21 protein-coding genes and 1 pseudogene are annotated in these 23,714 nt (G+C 54.9%); 13 read left to right on the top strand and 9 right to left on the bottom strand.

Translation table 11 applies throughout. From position 1 onward, the window contains the following. Positions 1-15 precede the first annotated feature (15 nt). From K0B01_05340 to K0B01_05330, 3 genes are all read right to left on the bottom strand, one after another. Positions 16-897 carry a MaoC family dehydratase N-terminal domain-containing protein gene (locus tag K0B01_05340; GenBank protein MBW6485560.1) on the bottom strand — a complete coding sequence of 294 codons (882 nt, stop codon included), beginning with the start codon at positions 895-897 and terminating at the stop codon, positions 16-18. Between the two features lie 205 nt (positions 898-1,102). Next, the gene (locus K0B01_05335) at positions 1,103-1,525 is read right to left on the bottom strand and encodes a PIN domain-containing protein (protein MBW6485559.1); all 423 of its coding nucleotides are present in this window, start codon (positions 1,523-1,525) and stop codon (positions 1,103-1,105) included. Position 1,526: 1 nt separating this feature from the next. Beyond that, the gene (locus tag K0B01_05330) at positions 1,527-1,763 is read right to left on the bottom strand and encodes an AbrB/MazE/SpoVT family DNA-binding domain-containing protein (GenBank protein ID MBW6485558.1); all 237 of its coding nucleotides are present in this window, start codon (positions 1,761-1,763) and stop codon (positions 1,527-1,529) included. A gap of 282 nt (positions 1,764-2,045) precedes the next feature. Here K0B01_05330 and K0B01_05325 point away from each other — a divergent pair, with 282 nt between their 5' ends. From K0B01_05325 to ybeY, 5 genes are all read left to right on the top strand, one after another. Further along, on the top strand, positions 2,046-4,628 hold the full coding sequence (locus K0B01_05325; GenBank protein ID MBW6485557.1) for a DNA internalization-related competence protein ComEC/Rec2: 2,583 nt from the start codon (positions 2,046-2,048) through the stop codon (positions 4,626-4,628). Between the two features lie 70 nt (positions 4,629-4,698). Beyond that, positions 4,699-6,051, top strand: coding sequence for a B12-binding domain-containing radical SAM protein (locus tag K0B01_05320; protein MBW6485556.1), 1,353 nt, complete (start codon positions 4,699-4,701; stop codon positions 6,049-6,051). Between the two features lie 316 nt (positions 6,052-6,367). Next, complete coding sequence (locus K0B01_05315) at positions 6,368-6,673, top strand: hypothetical protein (protein MBW6485555.1); 306 nt, start codon at positions 6,368-6,370, stop codon at positions 6,671-6,673. A 55-nt stretch (positions 6,674-6,728) separates the two neighbouring features. Next, positions 6,729-7,619: a PhoH family protein gene (locus K0B01_05310; GenBank protein ID MBW6485554.1), complete on the top strand. Its 891-nt coding sequence runs from the start codon at positions 6,729-6,731 to the stop codon at positions 7,617-7,619. Then, positions 7,616-8,068 carry an rRNA maturation RNase YbeY gene (gene ybeY / locus K0B01_05305; GenBank protein ID MBW6485553.1) on the top strand — a complete coding sequence of 151 codons (453 nt, stop codon included), beginning with the start codon at positions 7,616-7,618 and terminating at the stop codon, positions 8,066-8,068. The genes K0B01_05310 and ybeY overlap by 4 nt, the downstream gene beginning before the upstream one ends. A 1-nt stretch (position 8,069) precedes the next feature. Here the strand turns inward: ybeY and K0B01_05300 are convergent, their stop codons facing one another. Next, on the bottom strand, positions 8,070-10,094 hold the full coding sequence (locus K0B01_05300; protein MBW6485552.1) for a LysM peptidoglycan-binding domain-containing protein: 2,025 nt from the start codon (positions 10,092-10,094) through the stop codon (positions 8,070-8,072). A 357-nt stretch (positions 10,095-10,451) separates the two neighbouring features. Here K0B01_05300 and K0B01_05295 point away from each other — a divergent pair, with 357 nt between their 5' ends. The 8 genes from K0B01_05295 to mocA all read left to right on the top strand — a co-directional run bounded on the left by K0B01_05295 (position 10,452) and on the right by mocA (position 17,693). Then, positions 10,452-10,865: a MarR family transcriptional regulator gene (locus K0B01_05295; protein ID MBW6485551.1), complete on the top strand. Its 414-nt coding sequence runs from the start codon at positions 10,452-10,454 to the stop codon at positions 10,863-10,865. 92 nt (positions 10,866-10,957) lie between these two features. After that, positions 10,958-11,827, top strand: a complete 870-nt coding sequence (locus tag K0B01_05290; protein MBW6485550.1) for an FAD binding domain-containing protein — start codon at positions 10,958-10,960, stop codon at positions 11,825-11,827. A 12-nt stretch (positions 11,828-11,839) separates the two neighbouring features. Further along, positions 11,840-12,373 (top strand): (2Fe-2S)-binding protein, encoded by a 534-nt coding sequence (locus tag K0B01_05285; protein MBW6485549.1) that lies wholly within the window; start codon positions 11,840-11,842, stop codon positions 12,371-12,373. Beyond that, positions 12,370-14,718, top strand: a complete 2,349-nt coding sequence (gene hcrA / locus K0B01_05280) for a 4-hydroxybenzoyl-CoA reductase subunit alpha (protein MBW6485548.1) — start codon at positions 12,370-12,372, stop codon at positions 14,716-14,718. Before K0B01_05285 ends, hcrA begins: the two co-directional genes overlap by 4 nt. Further along, a complete protein-coding gene (locus K0B01_05275; protein ID MBW6485547.1) occupies positions 14,678-15,439 on the top strand; it encodes an XdhC/CoxI family protein in 762 nt (253 codons plus the stop codon). Before hcrA ends, K0B01_05275 begins: the two co-directional genes overlap by 41 nt. Further along, positions 15,357-16,250 carry an EF2563 family selenium-dependent molybdenum hydroxylase system protein gene (locus K0B01_05270; protein ID MBW6485546.1) on the top strand — a complete coding sequence of 298 codons (894 nt, stop codon included), beginning with the start codon at positions 15,357-15,359 and terminating at the stop codon, positions 16,248-16,250. Before K0B01_05275 ends, K0B01_05270 begins: the two co-directional genes overlap by 83 nt. Before the next feature lie 7 nt (positions 16,251-16,257). Further along, complete coding sequence (gene yqeC, locus K0B01_05265; GenBank protein ID MBW6485545.1) at positions 16,258-17,046, top strand: putative selenium-dependent hydroxylase accessory protein YqeC; 789 nt, start codon at positions 16,258-16,260, stop codon at positions 17,044-17,046. Next, positions 17,043-17,693, top strand: coding sequence for a molybdenum cofactor cytidylyltransferase (mocA, locus tag K0B01_05260; protein ID MBW6485544.1), 651 nt, complete (start codon positions 17,043-17,045; stop codon positions 17,691-17,693). Before yqeC ends, mocA begins: the two co-directional genes overlap by 4 nt. Here the strand turns inward: mocA and prfB are convergent. The 5 genes and pseudogenes from prfB to K0B01_05235 form a co-directional block, all read right to left on the bottom strand. Continuing rightward, positions 17,665-18,757 (bottom strand): peptide chain release factor 2 gene (gene prfB, locus K0B01_05255; GenBank protein ID MBW6485543.1). Its coding sequence is split into 2 segments (ribosomal slippage): positions 17,665-18,687 and positions 18,689-18,757, totalling 1,092 coding nucleotides; the frame shifts between segments, so codons are not numbered across the junction. The genes mocA and prfB overlap by 29 nt on opposite strands. After that, a complete protein-coding gene (gene lnt / locus K0B01_05250; protein ID MBW6485542.1) occupies positions 18,738-20,309 on the bottom strand; it encodes an apolipoprotein N-acyltransferase in 1,572 nt (523 codons plus the stop codon). The genes prfB and lnt overlap by 20 nt, the downstream gene beginning before the upstream one ends. 265 nt (positions 20,310-20,574) lie before the next feature. Beyond that, positions 20,575-20,709: pseudogene (locus K0B01_05245) on the bottom strand (DUF1156 domain-containing protein). 131 nt (positions 20,710-20,840) lie between these two features. Further along, positions 20,841-22,379, bottom strand: a complete 1,539-nt coding sequence (locus tag K0B01_05240) for a helix-turn-helix domain-containing protein (protein MBW6485541.1) — start codon at positions 22,377-22,379, stop codon at positions 20,841-20,843. A gap of 184 nt (positions 22,380-22,563) precedes the next feature. Beyond that, the coding region (locus K0B01_05235; protein ID MBW6485540.1) for an HTH domain-containing protein at positions 22,564-23,714 on the bottom strand (1,151 nt) is incomplete at its 5' end.

Below are 23,714 nucleotides of genomic sequence, written 5' to 3'. Positions count from 1 at the left end.
CCGCTTTTTTGCTCTTCACCGTGAGGCGAAAGAGATAACGCCGCCGCTTACGGCCTTTTTACCCTCGGAATTAATTATGTTAAAGAAAACAGTTACATCCTCTCCCTTGCGGAGGCGGCCGACCGCCTGCACGCATATTTCGTTTCCCGGCAAAACCATCCCGGTAAAGCGGCAGGCTATGGCTTTTACCCGTGCGGGGTCGCCGCCGCATTCCCTGTCTATAACCTCGCGCACCCCCAGCGCCAGCGTCGCAGTTCCCTGATAGATGATGCCGGGCAGGCCAACCTGGCGGGCAAACTTGACGGAGGTGTGGATCGGGAAACAGATGTTCGTGCAGCCATCGTAAATGAACGGAGCTTCTTTCGACACGGGGATAATCGTTTCCCAGAGCAGCGAGGGATTTCCGTCATTTACAGCAATTTCAGGGAGTTGATCTGCGCCAGCGCCTCCATCAGGGCAGAGCGCTCCCCGCATCAGCGCCCCCAAATGCTCCGTAAAGACAAGCTTGTCCCTCTCGTCATAAGCGTCGTAGCGCAAAACCATCAAGACGCCCGCCTTGTGCGGGATTATGGCCGCCAGTCTCCCCTTTATGGAAAGGCGGTCTCCCGGCAAGACCAGACGATAAAGCTGGAGATGTTCCGTATAATGCACCTGCGACAGCAGAACTTCATAGGGAAAATCGGGGATGTCCAGATATTCCCGGATTCGCTCGGAGATCGGCCAGGTGATTGCCACGCAGAACATCGGCGGGGCCACGATGCCTCCGGGCCTCTCATCGTCCAGATAGCGGGGGTTGACATCGCCCACCGCGGCGGCATAATTTGTCGTCTGCCGCCAGGTAATCTCAGTTTCCAGTGGTTTGAGGACAGCGCCAACGAAACGTGAGCTTATTTCCATAATTAATCTCCTTGCACCTGGGTCCTTCAATACGGCATGGATTTAAATGCCTTCTAAACCTCTTCGGGGCTGGGAATGCTTGGCCCCGATTTCTTGTTCACCTTTTACCCGATCTCATGCAGTGTGAAAATCCAGATGTTGCTCTCAAATATACTGAAAATTTATGTCCAGATAATGGAGAAGCTTACACCGGGTAAGCGTGTTCTCATTTCGCCTTGTAGGGCAGCGCCTCCATTGGCAAGAGACCGGCGAGGGCGTCGAATTCAGGGTCCTTGTGGATCAGTACCGCATTGTTCCGAATGGCAAAGGCGGCCACCACGGCATCGGCCAGCGAAACATGATGCTCCGCCTTGAGACGGGCCGCGGTCAGCAGGATCGGCTCATCCATGGCCCAGAGGATTTCCGCACGCAGTTGACGGATCAGGGCGTAGCGACGGTCCGCTTCGGCGCGGCCCTTCTCCTGAAAAGTGATGTAGTAGGTCTCCATGAGAACCGGCCAGGGCATGAGAATGGCGGCGTCCTTCAGTATCTCCTCTACCCGGTCGCTGCCCGGTTCATCCTCGATGAAGGTCAAGAGCGCCGAGGTATCGAGGAGATAGATGGTGCCGGCTGCGGTCGGCTTGGCCATGTCAACCCCTTGCTTCGCGCTTGCCGTCCGCACGACGCTCCTTCAGCAGGCGTATGGTCAGGTTCTCCCCCCGACCCCGGCCCCGCAGCGAGGCAATCGGGTCCGCCGGTGTCGGGACTATGCGGATCGTCTCCCCGTCGTCCAGCCAGACCAGACGGGCCCCTCCACTGATCTGATGGCGCTTCCGGATCGCCGCCGGGATGACCGTCTGTCCCCGTTTTGTGACTGCTGTTTGCATAATTTACCTCCGATTGGTGACTTTACAAGGCGTTATCTAAAAATGCAAGCAATTATTCCATGCGTTTCCCGCTTGAAATCAAAGATTCAAATTCACTCCTTAAAATACCCGATTGACGAATGATGGATTGTAGTGTCCCGATTCTCAGAGGCCGGACGTTTGACAGCGTCTGCATTTTTCTATTGACAGTCGCTCGCGTACCTCCTATCTTGCATTCGCCGGTTATCCTCCTTTTTAATAATCACCCGGGCCGGCCTTCCTTTGGATAAAGGCGAAAGAGGCATGCGAAGACCCTTTGTTGCCATGACGGCGGCGCTGATGGCAGGCATTTCGTGCGGAAGCATCTGGATTATTCCGGTTTTTCCCGTTCTTGCCTCTCTTGTTTTGCTGCTCGTCGCGACCGTCCTTTACGAACACCGCCAACCATCTCTTGAAAAAATCCGCTTCTGTTTGCATTTTTTCAATCGGTCTGCCATCGTCCTGACTTCCTTGCTGCTTTGTGTTTTTTTGCTGGGAATCCTGCTGATCAGTCTCTATCTTTATCCGCCGTTGCCGAAAAACCACATTGTCCATTTCATCGAAGACCGTCCGCTGACCGCGGAGGGAATCGTCTCCGAGAATCCCTTGAGTTCTCCGGAGAAGACCGATCTGGTCGTTTCCATCTCCCGCATTCTAAAGGACAGGAGCTACATCCCCGCCTCAGGTTCTGTGCTGCTGAGTATCCGCGGAGAAAACCCGTTTCGCTACGGTGATTTCATCCGTTTTCATGCTCGCCTTAAAATTCCCCGTAGTTTCAGGAATCCCGGCGCCTTCGATTACGAAAGGTATCTGCGCCTGCGGGGCATCCTCGTCAGGGGTTTTCTCAATGACAATATTTCCTTTGTTGTCCTGCGCCGCGACCAAGGGAACCCGCTGAAGGCAAAGCTGGAGGGTTTTCGGGAGCTGATCCGCCGCACCATCTCCGAAAAATCGCCCGGCACGGAGGGAAGCATCATTCAGGCGATGATCCTCGGCGATCAGAAATCCATCCCCAGAGAAACGATGGAAAAGTTCAACAAGACCGGGCTTACCCATATTATCGCCATCTCCGGATTCAACATCGGGATTGTCGCCGCCTTTGCCCTTTTTCTGGCGCGCCTGCTGCTGAAGGCGGAGTACATCCTCCTGAGGGGAAACGTCGCTAAATTATCTGTAATTATTGCCATCTTCGTTGTTGTTTTCTACACCGGAGTTGCCGGCGCCGGAATCTCGGTGCTGCGCGCGACGATCATGTTTACGGTTTTTTTGACGGCGCTTTTGCTCGACCGGGAGGGCGACCTCTTCAACATTCTCGCTTTTGCCGCCTTTCTGATTTTAATCCTTGCCCCCTCTTCGCTCTTCGACATTTCCTTTCAGCTTTCGTTCGCCGCGGTCGCCGCGCTGATCTTTTTCATGCCTGAATTCATGAATATTCTGCCGCCGCCCCCGGCAAAAGAAGCCTTTGCCAATATAAAAACGAGAATGATCTACATCATCAAGCTGTCCGTCCGGGGAATTGTCATCTTTTTTCTCGTATCGCTGACAGCGACCCTGGGAACGCTGCCCCTGATTATCTTCTATTTCAACCGGATTCCACTTGTCGGCCTTGCCGCCAACATGATCTGCGTCCCGATTCTCGGGGTGCTGGCGATTCCTGTCTCCCTGGCCATTGTCCTTGCCGCGCCGCTCTCTTCCTCCCTGGCCGGTCTGGTGGTGGGTCTGACGGAGCTGCTCGTTAAAATCTCGCTCTTTTTCGTTGATCGTTTTGCCGCCCTTCCCTGGGCTTCCCTCATTGTTTCCACCCCAACCATTTTAGAGGTGTCGGCTTGGTACGCATTGCTTATCTGGTCGGGTCTGGCCCTGCACCGCTTTTCCAAAACAGCGGTGCAGAAAATAAGTCCGACCGGCAGATTTTTTTTCATCGCGACCCCGCTTGTCGTAGTTCTGTTCCTTGTTTCAACCTGGACATATCACTATTTAAGCAACGCCCATCAGACTGACCTTTCGGTGACAGCCATCGATGTCGGTCAGGGGAGCAGCATCCTGGTGAGGTTTCCCGGCGGAAAAAGCATGCTTGTGGATGGGGGCGGTTTTTTCGACGAGAGCTTCGACATCGGAAAACTTGTAGTGGCGCCCTATCTCCTCCGCGAAAGGATAACAAAGATAGACGCCGTTGTGCTGACGCATCCCGATTCCGACCACCTCAACGGTCTTTTATTCATCTTGGAGAATTTCCGTGTAAACGAGGTCTGGAGCAGCGGCGATGAAGCGGCAACCGCTCAATACCGTTCCTTTCTGGATATTGTCGGGAAAAAGGGAATAACCCACAGAATTATGGCAAGCGGGCTGCCCGAGATTGACTTCTCCGGCGTTCGCATCCTGATTATGAACCCGCCCGCCTCCCCTCCGACTCCCCTCCCCTTTATTGCCGAGGAGACTAAAGAGCGAGCTTATCCTACCGGGACAAACGACCACGCTCTCACAATAAAATTTTCCCTGGGGAAACGGAGCATTCTCCTGCCCTCGGACATCTCCAAGGTCTCCGAAAAGAAGCTGGTCGAATCAGGCCTTGATTTGCAAAGCGATGCGCTGATTGTTCCCCATCACGGAAGCCGCTTCTCCAGCAGCATCCCCTTTCTCGAGAGGGTTGCGCCCAAAATCGCCATTGTCAGTTGCGGTTATAAAAATCTCTTCGGTTTTCCCCACCCGGAAACGCTGGAAAAATATCGGCAGATAAACGCCGATTTGTATCGCACTGACGAAGACGGCGCCGTCCGGATAACGACAGACGGAAGGAATATCGTCGTTGATTGCATCGCTTCCGGCGCTTGCGAAGATCGAATATAGCACCTGAATCCACAAAGAAACTGCCCTCCGGTTATTGCAGCAGAAACGCTTCTGTGTTAGCAAGCGAGTTATGAAATATCAGGCGCTGCTTATCAACCCGTGGATTTATGATTTCTCCGCGTACAACCTCTGGTATAAGCCACTGGGACTTTTGTCCATAGCCTCCCTGCTGCGGATAAACGGGATTGCCGTCTCGTTTATCGACTGCCTTGAAGACGATCCGGAGCTGCGCCCCGAAAGTGCAATTTACCCAGGGAAAATAAGAGCCGACGGCGCGGGGACATATTCCCGGGAGCGTATCATCAAACCTTTGCCACTGCGGATGATCCCGAGAAATTATCACCGTTTTGGCCTGCCCCCCGAAATCTTCCTGAAAAAACTGCGCCAGCTCCCCCGTCCGGACATCATCATGATAACGACGATGATGACTTACTGGTATCCCGGCCTGTTTGCCGTAATCCCCTGCGTGAAGCAGGTTTTCCCGGGCGTTCCCGTTGTTATCGGCGGCAATTACGTCTCCCTTTGCCCGCAACATGCAGCGCAAGCGGGGGCGGATTTCTGTCTCCCCGGGGCGGGCGAGGCAACCCTGCCCGGACTTTTAAAAGACCTTTTAAAAATAGATATGCAATTCCTTCCCGACCCCGGCAATCTCGACTCACACCCCTACCCGGCCTTCGACCTCCTTTGCAACCCTGCCAGCTTGCCGATCCTGACCTCGCGCGGCTGTCCCTGCCGCTGCAGTTATTGCGCCTCGCATCTGCTGTACCCGGGCTTCCGCAGAAGAGACCCGCTCCTTGTCGCCGCGGAGATAGAGTTCTGGCATCGGCGTTATGGAACAAGAAATTTTTCCTTTTATGACGACGCCCTGCTGGTGAATTCGCAAGAAATGGCAGCGCCGCTTTTAAAAGAGTTAATCCGAAGAAAGCTGCCGCTCCATTTCCATTGTCCGAACGGACTGCATCTGCGAGAAGTGACCCCGGAAATAAGCAGGCTCATGTATAAGGCCGGCTTTAAAACACTCCGCTTCGGCTTTGAAACCTCCGATCTGCTTCGGCAGAAAATAACGGGCGGCAAGGTCAGTAACGAAGATCTGCGGGAGGCCGTGAAAAATCTTCAAAAAGGGGGCTATTCACCCTCCGACATCGGGATATACATTCTCTGCAACCTCCCCGGCCAGTCGGCCGAAGAGGTTGCCGAAAGCATCCAATACGTGCAATCGTTCGGGGCGCGGCCAATTCTGGCAGAATATTCGCCGATTCCCGGCACCGGACTCTGGGGCGAGGCCGTGGCCGCTTCCCCCGACCCGATCGCAGCGGAACCACTTTTTCAAAACAACACCTTGCTTCCCTGCAGGAATCAGTCGTTTACCCTTGCCGCTTACCAGAAACTGAAATTAATGACCAGGGGTCGTAAAGATGCTTGACAAGCTTTTTCGATGTTAGTATATGGATGGCGACGGCGGGGTCTGCTGTGTTCGCTATTGAGTCGGACTGCTGGATTGCAACATTTAAAGAGCAACAGGACCCTTTGGCGCTTCAGCGCCGCTTGAGGGCCAATTTTTTTCATGTACCGACTTTCCAGCGCCAAGACAAAACGGCACGAGCGGATTTCGTCGTCACCTTATCGGCAGTTTCCCTGAAAACTTCTTCAGCCTCAAATGAAGGTCCTTAAAATGCAGCTTTTGTCCATTACGATCCGTCCTTTGGGGGTAATTTGATTTGCGGACGGAAAATCAAAAATTGAATCCCTTGCTAGCACTGTTCTGGTGGGTGAAAATAACTCTGATGGGGCTGATTTCCCTCTTTTTTCTGCTTTACGGCATAGAAACCCTGATCGGCGCCTATTCATTAAAAAACCCACTGGACTTCATCATGTATTTTTTCTCCGCCAGTTTCATGATTCTGGTGAGCAGCGTCGGAGTAATATTTTCCTTCTTTAAAATTTACGGACGTCTTAAAACGCCGGATAGAGAAAAAACGCAGGAGGAATTGCGGAACTTTGAAAAAAACGACAGCGCCGGAAATTCTGGAAAAACTGAGTTTTAGCGACAATGATTCCCTGCGCACGCTGTGCGGAGAGCATGACCAGAACTTAAGGCTGATGGAAAAACTCACGGCCGTAAAGATCGGCGTTCGCGGCAATGTCGTTGTTCTCGGCGGAGACAGATCTCTAATTCCGCACGCTAAAAATCTCTTTTTGCAACTCTATGAAATAACGAACAAAGGTTATAACATTTTTCCGCTCGACATCGAACAAGCCCATAAAATCCTGGCGGAGGATTCCCATGCCGATTTGGAGAAAATATTTCTCGATACGATCTTCATCGCTTCGAAAAAACGCATTATCGCCCCCAAAAGCCTCTCGCAGAAAAGCTATATAGACGCGATCAGAACCTCCGATATGGTCTTCGGCATCGGACCGGCGGGAACCGGCAAGACCTACCTGGCAATGGCCATGGCCGTCGCCGCATTGATGGAAAAGAAGGTAAGCCGCATCTCGCTCGCCCGCCCAGCCGTGGAAGCCGGAGAAAAACTGGGATTCCTGCCCGGCGATCTTGCCGAAAAGGTCAACCCCTATCTCCGTCCCCTGTATGACGCCCTGTTCGACATGATTGATTTTGACAGGGCCCAGGCGTTGATCCACAAGGGAGTAATCGAGGTCGCACCGCTTGCCTTTATGAGGGGGCGTACGCTGAACGATTCCTTTGTCATTCTCGATGAAGCCCAGAACACAACCCCCGAGCAGATGAAGATGTTTTTAACGCGACTCGGTTACGGTTCAAAGGCAGTTGTTACCGGCGACATAACCCAGATAGATCTTCCTGCGGACAAGGTTTCGGGACTCGTCCAAGCAAAGAATTTGCTGAGTCGCATCGAGGGAATACGTTTCATCTATTTCTCCGATCGGGACGTGGTGCGTCATCCTCTCGTACAGCAGGTAATTCGCGCTTACGAGCTGGGGGAGCAAAAAAGCGGGAGGAAAAAACCGTGACGGTTTCGCTTCACAATAAACAGAAAAAAGAAACGATCAATAAAAGCCGGTTCCGTCGGAGTTTAAAGAGACTTTTGAAGGAACTTAAGCGGGAAAACGGTGAAGTGAACGTCCTTATCGTGGACGATGAACAGATTCAGGCCATAAACCGCGACTATCTCGACCGGAACCGGCCGACCAATGTCATCTCCTTTGCGATGACGGAGGGCGAAGGGGGAAATATTCACCCCGAGGTATTGGGGGATATCATCATTTCGGCAGAAACGGCAGCGCGGGACGCCGCTTGCGCGGAGCTGCCGCTAATGGACGAGCTGGAATTCCTGCTGCTCCACGGCCTTTTGCACCTGCTTGGGTATAACCACGAAAATGCCCCTCCGGAGGAAGTGGCAAGGATGAAAGCAAAAGAGGATGAATTATTTTTTCTGTTGAGAAATTACCGTCTGGATTGAACTATTGAACAAGTATCTCCTGATCTGGGTAGATATCGTCCTTGAGGGTCAGCTTGTTCAGGGTCAGCAACTTCTGGAGGGCAACCCCCTTTTCTTTTGCTATCCTGGCAAGATTATCCCCCTTTTTCACCTTGTATGTCCTGGCTTCCGCCTTGCCCTTTTGGGGAACCGCGGCTTTCTTAGAATTCTTGCCTTCTTTTTGTGAAAGCCGGATGGTTTGTCCGATCTTCAAGACATCCTTCTTCAGATTGTTGATCTTCTTCAGATCGGCCACGGAAACGTGATAGGTATTGGAAAGTTTCCCAAGGGTATCGCCCTTCCTGACTTTATGGACGTTCGCCTTGGCAGTCGCCGAAGAACTTACAGAAGTTGCCGAAACGCTCGTTTTCGTAATCGGGATATTCAATTTCTGCCCGGCATACAATCCCTTTTTGGACAACTTGTTGGCGGAACGTATTGAGCTTACGGATGTTCTGTATTTTTTTGCGATGGATTCCAGGGTTTCTCCCCTTCGTACCTTGTATTTTATGAAAACGCCTTTTACCGTCCGGGAAGAGGCGTGGGGAATGTCGGCATTGGGAATGTCGGCGGCAAGCTGCAGGAGTTTGTCGGCATTGCCTGACGGGACCTTCAACCTGTACGGTTTGCTTGGAGTTGTCTTGAGCCGCAATTCGGCATTCAGGATAATCAAGTTTTCTTCCGATACTTCCAGTTTTGCCGCAATGTCCTGTAACCGCATTGACTTGGTTGTCTCAACCGTTTCATAGGCGGACACGTCGTATTTGCTCTTTTCCGCTGTAAAATCGAACCCGTACTTTGCGGGGTCTTTAACGACCAGCAACGTCGCAATAAACCGGGGAACATAGCGCGCAGTTTCATTGGGCAGTTTCTGATATAGATCCCAGAAGCGATCCAGGTAGTTTATCTGCTGAGAGGCAATTGTGCGCGCGACCCGTCCCTCCCCGCAATTGTATCCGGCCAAAACGGTAAGCCAGTCTCCGAACATCGCATGGAGGTCTTTGAAATAAGCAATTGCCGCCCTCGTGGATTTTTCAATATCCATCCGTTCATCAACCCAGTCATCCCGATTCAGACCGTACTTGTAGCCGGTCGAGGGGATGAACTGCCATAGACCCAGTGCCCTTGCCGAAGAAAGGGCGTTTATTTTAAAGCCGCTTTCCACGAGGGGCAGCCAGGATAGCTCATCCGGCAGGTTCGCTTTCTTGAGCTCCGCCGAAATTATCGGGCGATAGATAAGGGAGCGGTAATAAGAGGATATAAAAAAATCGCGCTCATAGTTTTGGAAGGAACGTATCTCCTTTTCAACGTCGGCGTTGGATATTAAAGGTATTTCCCCGCGCTTCCCCTTGGCGGCAGTGGGAAAGGAATTATAAACGGCGAGGATCCTCTTGGAAATTATCAGGCGAAGATCGTCCTTCTGCCTGACAATTTCAGAATTGCCGTTGGTATCGAGCAACAGGGCATACGCCTGATCGAGCATCTGCAGGGCATCGTCCAGCTCGCCCTTTGCCCAGTATTTGTGCGACTCGTCCAAAAGAACAAGCGCCTCTTCCATGATATCCTTTTCATTCTCGGCTTCCGCTGAATTTTTATTCTTCGCGGGATTCCTTTCATCATCCACAAGAGAAGTGTCCCTCAGCTCATCCCAGGTGGATGGTTGATGTTTTATAAAAGACGGCGAATTCGCCGGCGCGGAAACACTCGCCCTGCTGTTGGCGGAAAGGGGAACTGAACTTTTAACGAGGTTCGTTTCCTTAAGGGGAGCAGCGACCGGAGATAATTTTTCCCCGGTTGAAACCCCCGACTTTTCGGCGGTGACTTTCCCGGTCGGGGAAGGGAAGGCTGCTGACGGAGCATTCTCCGTGCGGCCATTGCTTTGGGGTGCGACGCTTTCGTTTCCGGCAGTTTCCGGCGGGAGGGTTGCACATGCTGAAAACATGAAGACGCTTAAACACAACAATACGGCAACCACTGTCGCAGTATTCGGCCGGCTGATTTTATTCATTTTTTTTTCTCCGTCCATCGTTAATCTTGCAGCAGGCAGAGATGACTCCCATAGTTACAACGAATGAATCCAACTGCCTGCACAATATTTGTAGTGCGTTCGGCTGGTTCTCCTATCATGTTTTTTATTCTGCACCAACGTTTATTTTCCCGAACATCCCGGGCATCTCCCCCCAATGATTTCAACCGTCCGGGCGGGCGATCTTGCGGACTTTGGTCCGCCTTGGATTCGCGTCGGCCCGGACAATCAATGCTGGAGCGGATAGCCTCAATGAAAAGTTCGATATCTCCAGCGCGCATTTTTTTCTTGACATGTTTTTCCGTTGTTGTTATCTTGCATACAAGAGGATTTTTGAAAATGACTTCGTATAGGGAAAATATAGTTTTTTTACTTGCCAAAGCCCACCAGCGGGCACAGGGCGCCTTGAAGGGGGGACTCCGCACTTTCGAGTTAACCCCTATGCAATGCCTGGTCATGGAATCTCTCTGGGAAGAAGAACGGCTTTCCGTAGGAGAAATCGGCAGGCGAATTGCCTTGGATACGGCTACGCTGGCAGGGGTGCTGGAGCGCCTGGTTGCCGCAGGATGGCTGCGGCGAGAAGCTGATCCCGATGACGGACGGGTGGGAAGAGTCTCACTGACGAAAAAAGCGCGGGCAGCAATAACCGATCTAAAAGCAGTCATCGAACGCACAAATAGTGAATTGTTGAATAATTTCAGCTTGGAAGAAAAGCTTCTTTTTAAACGTTTCCTGCGTGACATCCAGGAATAGCGGAGTAAAAATTTTTACCTATATACATCGCATACGAGGTATCTTGGAAACGCAATTGCCCCGTCTATTTTAGAATTTGAAGGAGATGAAAGATGAACATGCCCGATTTTGAGTATCATGCCCCGGAGACTCTGCAGGAGGCCTGTGCGCTTTTGGCCGAACTCGGAAGAAATGCCACCGTGCTGGCCGGCGGAACGGACGTTCTTCACAAGATGAAGACGGGAAAACTGGCCTCCGGGCATCTGGTGTCTCTCAAGCGCCTGGGCGAACTCCGGAATATCCGGAGCAAATCCGGCCATGGCATTGTCATCGGGGCGCTCACCCGGCACAATGAAATATATAACTCGCCGCTTTTGCAGGAGCTCTTTCTCTCGCTCCCGATGGCGGCCCACACCATGGCCTCGAACCAGATCTGCAACCTGGGGACGTTGGGAGGAAATATCGTAAACGGCGTCCCTTCCGCCGATCTCCCTCCGATCCTGATTGCACTCAAGGCATGCATTCGCCTGGTATCCGCCCAAGGCGAAAGGAGCATGGCGCTGGAGGATTTCTTCTGCGGGGCGGCTCAGACCCGGATCGTCCCCGGCGAAATCCTCGCCGACACGACCATTCCCGAGCAGTCCACAACCGGCAGCACCTACATCAAATTCGGTCTGCGCCGTTCCGGCGCCCTGGCCGTTGCCGGCGTTGCCGTATCGGTTACGGTTGATAAAAACATTTTACGCGAGGCCCGGATCGTTCTGGCCTCCTCCGCTCCAACCGTGATGAGGGCCCGCAATGCGGAGGGCTTCCTGCGCGGCAAAAAGATCAGCGGCAAACTGCTGGCCGAGGCAGGGGCAATGGCCGCGGCGGAGAGCCGTCCCCGGGACAGCATCCGCGGCTCTGCCGAGTACCGCAGGAACCTGGTGGAAGTGCTGACGAAGCGCGCCCTTCGCAAGGCAATCGACAAGGGTCATATTTGAGGAGGAAAAGATATGTCGCAGGTTATAACGGACAAAAACGGAGTGAAACGCTATCTGATCACCATTAATGTAAACGGCGATTCCCATTCCCTGCTGGTGAAGGGGAATGCCATCCTGACCAACGTGCTGCGCGACGATCTCAATCTCACCGGCACCAAGAAGGGCTGCGAGCTCGGCGACTGCGGCTCCTGCACCGTGCTTTTGGACGGCAAGCCGGTTGACTCGTGCATGGTTTTGGCCGTGGAAGCCGACGGTCGGGAAATCACGACCATCGAGGGGGTCGCCGCCAATGGCCAGCTTGACGACATCCAGCAGTCAATGCTCAACCATGCCGCAGTGCAGTGCGGCTACTGCACCCCCGGCATGGTGCTTTCAGCCAAGGCCCTTTTGACCCGCAACCCCCACCCCTCGGAACGGGAAGTGCGGGAGGCCATTGCCGGCAACCTCTGCCGTTGCACGGGATACGTCCATATTGTTGAAGCCGTCCTCGCCGCTTCCCGTGGGGAGATCACCCCTGTCGATCTCAAAGAAGGAGATTCCCGATGAATAACAACTATAAAGTAATCGGCCGCAGCGTCCCGCGCATCGACGGCCCGGACAAGGTAACGGGCGCCGCGAAGTACGCCGGCGACCTGAAATTTCCCAATATGCTTTTCGGAAAGATCCTGACAAGTCCCCACGCCCATGCCCGGATCATTTCCATCGATGCCGCCGCGGCTGAAAAACTCCCAGGGGTAAAGGCAATCATCACCCACAAGGATGTGCCGTCCCTGAAGTATGGGCTCAGTCCGGCCCGCTGGGACGAGAACATCTTCTGCAGCGACAAGGTGCGCTTCGTCGGCGACAAGGTTGCCGCTGTGTGCTGCGTGGATGAAGAAACCTGCTACAAGGCCCTGAAGCTCATCAAGGTAGAGTACGAAGAGCTGCCGGCCGTGCTCGATTACCTCCATGCCATGGATGAGGGACAACCCCTGATTCACGACGAGTTCAAGCGCAACATCAACACCGAGATCCATCAGGAGTTCGGCGATGTGGAGCAGGCCCTGGCCGCTTCCTTCCACGTGCGCACCGACACCTTCCGGGGGCAGCGCGCCTATCAGTCCCCCATCGAACCGCACTCCTCCATCTCCATGTGGGATGGGAAAAAGCTCACTATCTATGCGAGCACCCAGTCTCCCCACTACTTTCAGCACTACATAGCCCGACAGTTCGACCTGCCCATGGGGGATGTCCGGATCATCAAACCTCATGTGGGAGGCGGTTTCGGCGGTAAAATGGAGCCGACCGGGCTGGAATTCGCCGGTTCGGTGCTGGCAAAACTCACCGGACGGCCGGTGCGGATGTTTTACGACCGGGCCGAGATGTTTGCCCATAACCGGGGACGGCACGCCCAACACATGGAGATCACCACCGGCGTCGATAAGAAAGGGAAGATCCTTGCCGTCAAGGCCAACTTCATCATGGACGGAGGCGCCTACACAAGCCTGGGGATAGCCAGCGCCTACTACGCTGGAGCGCTGCTCCCCCTGACCTATGAATTTGACAACTACAAGTTCGACATGTTCCGGGTTTATACCAACCTGCCTGCCTGCGGCGCTCAGCGCGGACATGGCGCCCCCCAGCCCAAGTATGCCTTTGAGAGCCACCTGGACAATGTTGCCGCCGACCTGGGGATCGATCCGATGGACATCCGGCTCCTCAATGCCCGCAGGCCGGATACAGTTACACCCAATGATTTTCAGGTGAACTCCTGCAAGCTCCGGGAATGTCTGGAGCGGGCCAGGGTAATTTCGGGATGGGATGAAAAAAAGAAAAATCTCCCCCCCGGCCGGGGCATTGGAGTGGCAACGGGTAGTTTCGTCACCGGGGCCGGCTATTCCATCTATCGCACCGATCTCCCCCATGCAGCGGCAGTCATCAAGGTCAATGAGGACGGCACATCGGCCACTCTTTACACCGGCGCGGCCGACATCGGCCAGGGCTCTGACACGATTCTTTGCCAGATGGCCGCAGAGGCAATGGGATACCGCTACGAACAGATGAAGATAGTCGCCGCGGACACCGAACTTACACCCATCGATTTCGGCGCCTACGCCAGCCGCCAAACCTATATGTCCGGGGCTGCCGTCAAACAGGCCGGCGAGGAGATCAAAAAACAGCTCCTCGAAATGGCATCAACCATGCTCTCCCTGCCTGTCGCTGATCTGGACTGCGAGGAGGGCGTGATCTTTTCCAAATCCCGCGCCAATAAGACCATTTCCTTTCAGGAGGCAGCGCGCCGGCATTTCGTGCTCAGGGGGCCGCTCCTCGGCAAAGGCGCCTACACGCCGCCCAAACTGGGGGGAACCTTCAAGGGCGCCGCGGTTGGCACATCGCCCGCCTACAGCTTCGGTGTCCAGGTGGGCGAGGTGGCGATTGACGAGGAGACCGGGGAGATCACGGTTATGGGAATCTGGGACGTGCACGACTGCGGCAAGGTGATCAACCCGCGCTTGCTGCACGGGCAGGTGCATGGTGCGCTGTACATGGGAATGGGAGAGGCAGCCTGGGAGGAGGTTCTTTTCGACGACAAGGGAAGGATCAAAAACGCCGACCTGGCCAATTACCGGGTGCTTACCGCCCTGGATATGCCGCCGGTCCATTCTGAGGTTGTAGATAGCTATGAGCCGAGCGGCCCCTGGGGGGTCAAGGAGATTGGCGAAGGCTCAACCAATCCCACCTTGGGAATGTTCTCCAATGCCATTTTTGACGCGATGGGAGTGCGCGTCAACAGCCTGCCGTTGAGTTACGAAAAGATCTGGCGATCTCTCAAGAAAAAGCGTAAAGAGGAAGGCGAGGAAGGAGGCAGGCATGTGGGACTGGATCGGCAAATTAGAAGAACTGCGGCGTAATGATCAGTTGTGCGTACTGGTTACCGTCACCAAGAGCAGCGGGTCAACCCCGCGCAAGCAGGGGGCCAAAATGATCGTTCTTGCGGACGGAACATTCTTCGGCACGGTAGGCGGCGGAACGCCGGAGCTTCACGCCCTGGAGGATGCCCGTAAATGCTTCGACAGTTTGAGGGGCGCCACCTCGGAGATACCGTTAAAACCAAGGGGGGAATTTCCCGCCTGTGGAGGAACCATGGAATTATATCTGGAAGTGCTCAACGATAGCCCGTCGCTCTACCTGTTCGGCGCCGGCCATGTCGGTCAGGCCCTCTGTCAGGTTCTGGAAGGAACCCCCTTCCGGATTCACCTGATCGACACGCGCGAAGAGTGGATCAACTCGCCGGCCATCCCGCAGGGCGTGGTCCGCCATCAGTGCCAGTGGCGTGACTTTATCGAAAAAACCAACTGGGATCCGCAGCGGAGTTTCGTTGCCATCCAGACCTACAGCGGCGCTGTCGATCAGCAGGTGCTGGAGGAGGTTCTGCCCCATCCGACCCGTTACCTCGGCATGATCGGCAGCAAATCCAAATGGGCCGGCATCAAACAAAACCTGGAGAAAAAGGGGTTGGATCTCTCCTCTGTCCGCTGTCCAATCGGCCATGACAACGGCGGAAATTCCCCGCGGGAGATCGCAATCAGCATCGCCTGCCAGCTTATCGCCACCTATAACGGACTGGAATGAAGTGGATATCCGGCTAAAAGAGCTCTTCATAATTATCAAGGGCGCCGGAGAACAGGCCACCGGCATCGCCTGCCGACTCTATTGCGCCAACTTCAGGCGAATACTGATGTTAGAGACCAGTTCCCCCCTGGCTGTCCGGCGGCATGTCTCCTTCTGCGAAGCGGTTCACGAAAAGAGCATGACAGTGGAAGGAATCGAGGCAATCAAGGTTGTTGACCGGGCCGAACTTGCCGCCGCCTGGGCGGCCGGGAAGATCGCCGTCCAAGTGGATCCGGCGGGAGAAGCCATTCACCTTTTGCGGCCGGATGTGCTTATAGATGCAACCGTTGCCAAACGAAACCTGGGTATTTCCATAGCCGACGCCCCGCTTGTGATCGCCCTGGGCCCCGGCTTCACGGCCGGAGTGGACTGTCATGCAGTGATCGAGACTAACCGCGGCCACAATCTCGGCCGCCTGATTTCCGAGGGAATGGCCGAGGCGAATACCGGCATCCCCGGCAATATCGGCGGTTACACGGCAAAACGGGTGCTGCGCGCCCCGGCGGACGGCGTCTTCAGTTCCGAAAAGCAGATCGGCGATCTGGTCCGCAAGGGGGAAGTGATCGGCAGAATCGGCACGGATGAGATAACTGCCAAGATCGACGGCATCCTGCGCGGCCTGATCAGGCCCGCGTCTATCGTCGCCCGGGGGCTCAAGATCGGCGACGTCGATCCGCGCGGTAAAGCAGATTATTGCGACACCATCTCGGAAAAAGCCCGAGCCCTGGGCGGCGCCGTTCTCGAAGCGCTGCTCAACGCCTATAACCGGTAAGCGGCACATGAAAACGATCGAAGAGATATTTTGCAATGAATCGCGGGGAGTATTGAGCCTGACCGGGGGCGGCGGAAAAACGAGTCTGATGTTTCAGCTCGCCCGGCTGCTGGTTGGGACCGGGATGAGGGTGCTGACCACGACCACAACCAGGATCTTTCCGCCCACCGCGGAGCAGTCAGAAAAGGTATTTATTGACCAAGACCCGGAGTTGATAATGCGGCTGGCGTCGGCCTGCATTCAAGCGGCCAGGCATGTTACCGCCGTCTCCACGCGCCTGGCGGATTCCGGCAAACTCCAGGGTTTTTCCCCGGAGACAATCTGCACCTTCGCCGAGTCTGGTCTTTTCGACTGGATCATCGTGGAGGCCGACGGAGCGGCGATGCGCCCCCTCAAGTCGCCGGATGATCACGAACCGGTCATTCCCTCCTGCACGACGATTCATGTTGCGGTGGCGGGACTGGAGGCGGTTGGGGCAAAGTTGAATGAAAATATGGTCTTCCGTTCCGGGCGCGCCGGTGAGCTGATGGAGCTTTCTGCAGGAGAAACGATTACCGAGGCGGCGCTGACGCGCCTCTTTGTCAACCCCCACGGCCTCTTGAAGGGATCCCCCCCCAAGGCCCGCCGCTTCATCTTTTTGAACAAGGCCGACGACCGCAAAAGGCGGGAGAGCGGCGTCCGGATTGCCGAATTGCTCCGCCACAGCCTGCATCCCGGAGTTGCGGGAGTTGTCGTCGGGCAAGCGCTTGCGGGGGTGCGCATCCATTCATTTCACCCCCTGGAGGGAGCGAAATGAATCGTCCCGCGCGCGTCGCCGGGGTGGTCCTTGCCGCCGGAGCAGGTTCCCGGATGAACAGGGCGAAGCAACTCCTCCCCTTTCGGGGGAAAACCATCCTGGAATGCGTTGTGGACGCCGCCCTGGCGTCGTCGCTAAGCGAGGTAGCTGTGATCCTCGGGCATAAGGCGCAAAGCATCCTCCCCTTGCTGCAGGGGCGGGATTTGAAGACTGTTATAAATTACGGCTACAAAGACGGTCAGAGCACTTCTCTCAAGGCTGGTTTGCAGGCACTGACGCCGGATATAGAGGCGGTATTATTTCTCCTTGGAGATCAGCCGCTCATCAGTCCGGAATTAATAGACGCCGTCCTGGCAGCCTACCATCGGTCGCAAGCGCCCATTGTCATCCCGGTATTTGCAGGAGTCCGCGGCAATCCCGTCCTCTTTGCCCGGCAGACCTTCCCCAAAATAGCAGCGCTGACCGGTGATTGCGGTGCCAGAGCCATCTTCGCGGAATATGCCGATCAGATACTGGAGACGCCTGTTGGCGATCGCGCCATCCATTTAGACATTGACACCGAGGAAGATTATCGGAATCTCCTCAGGCTCGAGAAGCAGGTCTCTCCAACTTCAACAATCAATTCTGGATCAGATATCCCTCAATAAAACGGTCTATGTCCCCATCGAGCACCTGGCTGACGTTCCCGGTTTCCAAATCCGTGCGGTGATCCTTTACCATTTTGTAGGGGTGCAAAACATAGGAACGTATCTGACTTCCAAAGTTGATGTTTTTCTTCGTTTTATTCACTTCGGCAAGTTTCTCGTTCTGCTCCTTCAATTTCATCGCATAGAGGCGCGAGCGCAGATATTTCATTGCCATTGACTTGTTTTTGTGCTGCGAACGCTCATTTTGACACTGCACGACAATCCCGGTCGGCAGATGGGTAATACGGATCGCCGAATCGGTCTTGTTGACATGCTGCCCGCCCGCGCCGGAGGAACGAAAGGTGTCGATGCGCAGGTCTTTTTCATCAATCTCGACGACGATGCGGTCATCAACCTCCGGGAAGACGAAAACGGAGGCAAAAGAGGTGTGCCGTCTGGCCCCGGCGTCAAAGGGGGAGATTCGCACCAGCCGGTGAATGCCGATCTCCGCCTTCGCGTAGCCGTAGGCATACTCGCCTTTAAGCGTCCACGATACGCTCTTGAGACCCGCCTCGTCGCCGGGGAGGTAGTCTATGATCTCGGTTTGAAAGCCTTTTCTTTCCGCCCAGCGCAGATACATCCGCAGAATCATCTCGGCCCAATCCTGCGCTTCGGTGCCCCCCGCCCCGGCATGAATCGACATGATGGCGTTCATCACATCCTGCTCGGAGCCCAGCATCATTTTCAGCTCTTCATCGCGCAGCTCGGCGTCGATTTGAGCAAGCTCTTTTCTTATGTCTGCTTCGGCTTTATTGTCCTTTTCCGTTGCGGCCATTTCGGCAAGTTCCCGGAAATCGGCCAGACTCTCCGTACGTCCCTTCCACTTCCCTACAATTTCTGACAGATTGCTCTTCTCGCGGAGCAAGGTTCCGGCTTTCTCCGGGTCATCCCAGAAACCGGCCTTTTCCAACTCCTTTTCCAGCTCTCGTATTCGCAGTTCCTTTTCAGGCAAGTCAAAGACAGTCTCCGAATTTTTCCAGCCTTTGGGTTAAATCGACGAGCATTTCATGTATTTCTTCCTGCATGTTTCATTCTCCTTCTTGTTATGACTTCATATACGATCAGCATGATAAAACAGATATATGCAAAGGTATCGCCGTATGCCGCATAAAAGGTCTTTTTGTCAACATATTTCACTTCCCCCCTCAGAACGGTCCTGGTAAAAATGGCCGTCCGGGAGCTAATCTGGCCGGTGGGAGCGATGATGGCGCTGATCCCGGTATTGGCCGCACGCACGAGAAAGAGCCTGGTTTCCACGGCCCGGAAGACGGTCATCGACAGATGCTGATACGGGGCTGAAGTTTTACCGAACCAGGCATCATTGGTGATATTTACCAGCAGCTCGGCCCCGCGCTTTTTGTACGCCCGGGCCGCCTCGGGAAAGATTCCCTCATAACAGATAAAAACCCCGAAACGGCGCTTGCCGCTGACAAGGGGCGCAAAATCACTTCCAGCCCGAAAATCGCCGATGCCTGTCACCAGCTTGCCGATGAAGGGAAATAATTGTTTTAGCGGGACATATTCGCCATAAGGGACAAGGTGCACCTTGTCGTAACGACCGGCAACCGCCCCACCCGGTTCCAGCAGATAGGCGCTGTTCATGTAGGCTGCAGTTGCGCCTTCCTGTTCATAATGGGGGCTGCCGAAAAGCAGGGCGCGCTCAGCCGTCCGGGCCAGGGCGATCACCTTTTTCTGTAAAGGAGAAGGATAACCGAAAAAGAACGGCGCCGCCGTCTCCGGCCAGACGATGAGGCCGCCTCGGGCAGGAAGCGCACCCAGGGAAAGGCCTGCATAAATATCGATTGTTTCCGCTTGATAGCGGGGGTCCCACTTGCTGTTTTGATCGATATTCCCCTGCACAAGGGCCACCTCGGCCGACGGCGCTTCGGTCAGTGAATCTTTGATGTCGGCAAGCCGGAAAAAACCATAGAAAACGATCAGCAGCACAACGGCAAACGCAATCAGCAGCTTTCCGATGGGTATCCTGCCGGTCGCGCGGCGCGCTTCCAGAATTTCAAAGATCGCCTTGTTGACCAGCACGATCGCAAACGATACTCCGTAAACACCAGTAATATCTGCTATCTGGATAATGATTGAGTTAAGATACTGGGAATAGCCAAGATTTTCCCAGGGAAAACCGGTGAAGAAACGGGAACGGGCAAACTCGAGGATAACCCACAGCAGCGGGACGACCAGCAGCGAATCGTTCCCGCCTTTACGGAAGAAAACCGCCCCGGCCGCAAAAAGTCCTGTGTAGATGCTCAGGTACGCGGCAAGCAGCAGCATCACCGCCACTCCGACATAGAGAGGCAGGCCGCCATACTGCACGACGACATAGGAAATCCAGTAAAGAATGCCGATGTTGGCAACCATGCCGGTGATGAAACCAGTCCGAAAACCCTCCGCCGGGGTTGACCCCTTCAGCGCATAAAACAGCGGCAAGAGGGCAAACCAGGCCACCAGCCCGTTTCCGAATTGCGGAAAAGAGAAAAAAAGCAGGCCGCCCGAGAGCGCCGCCAGCAGCATCCTTCGTTGCAAAACCCGGTCTTCCCTGAAATTATTGATGCTCTTCAGCACAGCATTCCCCTAAGATTATTAATATTTATTCCTTTTCGAATTCCTGGCTGGTGAATTTCAAGGTCCGGCTGTTCTCGGTCACGGTGCGAACCACGTGCTCCGGGGCGCCGGAGGGGATATCCGCCTCCACCTCCAGCGTGACAGTTACAGCGGCACCGACCAGACCGGAGAGATGGGCAATCACCTCATCGGCGATGCGGCTGGCGTCTCGCCCCACACGGGCGGGGTCCAGAGTCACGGTTCCATGGAAGCGTTTCAACACCGCCGCCAGGGGCCGCCGCGCCCACCAGAGATGCAGCGTGCTCGGATGCCCGTGGCGGATAGACTTCTCCCGAGCCGACGCCCTGTTGATGGCATCCAGCGGCAATACGACTTCAATGAGTTTTTTCTTATAGTTCATGCCGTTTTCAGAAGTTTTCCGGCCGACTTCCTTTGTTTGTCGCCGATTCAGCCCCATCGTCAGGTCTTTTCCGGCCGATTTCGGACGACCGGTGATAGATTCCGCCAATATGGTGATAGAAAAGTGATGGATTAACCATGATCCCCTTCAATGATATATTTCGTGCTTCGACCGCGACCGGTGGTTTGAACGATTCCAAGTTCGAGAAGCGCGGTCAAGTCGCGATACACTGTCAGGTAGGCAACTCCAAACTCTTTTCGACACCATCCGCTTGTGACCGATCCATGCTCCAGGATATACGCCAATATCGCCTTTTGCCGATCATTCAGACGCGCCTCGATCGCCGGGGTCACCAAAAGCCGCTTCTCAGGCACTCGCAGTCGCTCGACGTTATCGCCCGGACCGGGGAATGTAATCTGGAAATAGCCCATGTCTGTACCAAGGAGCGGCGGATCGAGCCCGTGGTCGAGCATCTGGTCGTGCATCCGGCGGAAGCCGCTGCCGCGTTCCTCTATTCGGTGAAAGTATGACAGACACTGGGCCAGAACAGGGTTTCGCGAACAGGGGCGGTATTTCCCCTTGCGCAAGTTGGCGAGCGTGAGCGGTCGAGGGGGAAGGCCAGGGCTCAAGAGGGTGACTCGATCAGCGAAGATCTCAAGGATGATCTTGCGACCGGCGTCCTCGTACTGGCGATGCGCCACTGCGTTGACCAGCGCCTCGCGCAGACCATCGACAGGGTACTCGTCAAGACGCAGGCGTTCGAGCCCGACGATACGCATCGGGTGGCGGGTGTTGCGATCTATGAAGGCGATGGCGCGATCGATTGCCAACGGCATGGGCGACCGGATGTCCTCGTGGTCCCGCGGGTCGCCGTCCGGTTCAGTACTTCGGTAGGCATCGGCGAGAATGCGGCACTGGGGAAACACCATCGAGGGATCCTTGGCAAGGAGAACAATGCCAGCAGCGGTGGCGTAGGTTAAGCCTGTGCCCTGGTCACGCCAGGCAAGGCCGCGAGCAGAGGCACCCGACATGAGATCCGCCGCCGAAAGACTTCCTGCGTCTCGGTTCTCGGCCACGGCAATCAATCTGCGTAACACATCGTGGTCAAGATCCTGCCAACGGAGACGAACAAGCGGCTGCGATTCGAACGAAGAGGTGGCCTCGATGGTCTGCTGGGCGATCTTATCCTCGTCGCTGGACGGGGCAATGCCGAATTTGTCTGCAAGAAGCTTCACCAAGGCAGCACGGACTTCCTTTTGGAGCTCGATGACGTTGCCGAAACGCTTGAATTTCGGCCCGTCTGCATCGAGTTCAGCAAGAAGTTTTGATGTCCCCCGCTCCCTTTTTAAGCTGCGGTCGCCCTTGATGAACGCCAGTATGGGCAGTGCTTTTTTCTTAGCACGTCGATACTCGGCATGGGTGATCGACAGACCTCCCACCGGCGTGCCGTACTCGCTACCGACGATCAGCAGATAAACCTGGCAACCGTCGAGAGATTGCAGGCATCCCTCCAGCGCCTTCTCCGGGGAGGCCGGTTCCAGCTCGTAAAGTACGGGTGTGCAGTAAGCCGACAGAAAAGCATCGGTGTTGACCAGGTTCTGGACGATAAGGCGCTCGTCTTCCAGTTCCTTTTGGACCGAACTGACAAAAACACAGAGCTTCGTGGTCATCGTGGCGCCTCCGCCTGTGCCCACCGGTTGTTCATTCTCGCGCTGATCTTCCTTCCGATCGGCGAAGCGGTTGGACTTGGCCTTCCGGTAGTCAAAGTTATACTCCGGCAGTAGGTCTTCCCGAACCATCGGGGGCGTTTTAGAGGTTGCAGGTTTCTTCATAGTTTTCACGTTATCGAATCGATTATCCTTCACTCTTTTCGATTACTTCCCAATACCCACCCCTGGTCGGGCCGATGCGACGAAGACGGTCTTGTTCTTTCAGCTTATTGATCTGTTTCAATACCGCCCTCTTGGATATTCCAATTGTTTTTCCCAATTCTCCCGTTGTAATGGAATTGTTTTGCCGGAGAAGTTCAATTATTCGATCTTCTGTTTTCGGTGAACCTATTGGTGAACTTATTGGTGAACTTTTCCCCGACGTTTTCCCCGCACTTTCCGGCAAACCAGTGAGTTCTCCCGAACCAGATATTGCTTTCCGGTGAACCGTTGCGGTGAACAGGCAGCAATCCCGATCATCGGTAAAGTCGATATCAGGCCATTCCTCCAGCGCCCGTTTGATCCCGGAGCCGAGCCCGTGATAGGGCAAAAGCCCCTTGGCCACAAAGGAAACCAGAATCGGGTTGCGGATATTGGACATCCCCGTACGAATTTTCTCCACCGTGAGGTTATCGGGCAGATGGCCGGGACTGATGATCTCGATGCGGTTGTCGAAGATGAAAAGACGAATCGTGGCGCTTACCAGATAGTCCCGATGGATCAGGGCATTGACCAGCAGCTCCTCGAAAACCGCCTCCGGGATCTCCGGCAGACCCGGCGCATTGACGCCGCGCCCGGCCTGCACCTTGTGCAGGTTGCGCATGACAAACGCCAGGGAATCGTCGAACATCTTGCGCAGGGAACCGGAAAAATCCTCGGTATCGATATAGTCGCTGACGTGGATTTCGTTTCCCGGATAGCGGATCGCCTTGACGACAAACTGGGGTTTGATCCACTCCGGACGCTCGGCAAACAGAAGAACACCCGCCAGATTCAGCATCCCCTCAGCGGTGGCCAGGTTCATGTTCTGTAAAAGCCGCAGAAGTTCGGCGGGCGAGTCGGGATATTCCTGCTTGTACACATCGCGCAGGAAATCGCGAAAACGCAGCTTGTCGAGTTTGTCGATGCCCGCCCGGGTGGGCAATTCATCGACGTGGAACTGATCGGAAATCTGGAAGAGCCGGCGCAGCTCCTCCTTGGAATTGATCCGCCGTTTGTCCGCCCCGCATTTCAGCCAGATGACGCCGTTTTTGTCGAAATAGGGTTTGTCAATCCCCCTGGGTACGGTCAGGACGA

The sequence above is a fragment of the Syntrophobacterales bacterium genome, from assembly GCA_019429105.1.
GTDB lineage: Bacteria > Desulfobacterota > Syntrophia > Syntrophales > UBA5619 > DYTH01.
The sequence above is the reverse complement of the archived record's forward strand: the minus strand, read 5'-3'. Positions and strand labels throughout refer to the sequence as shown.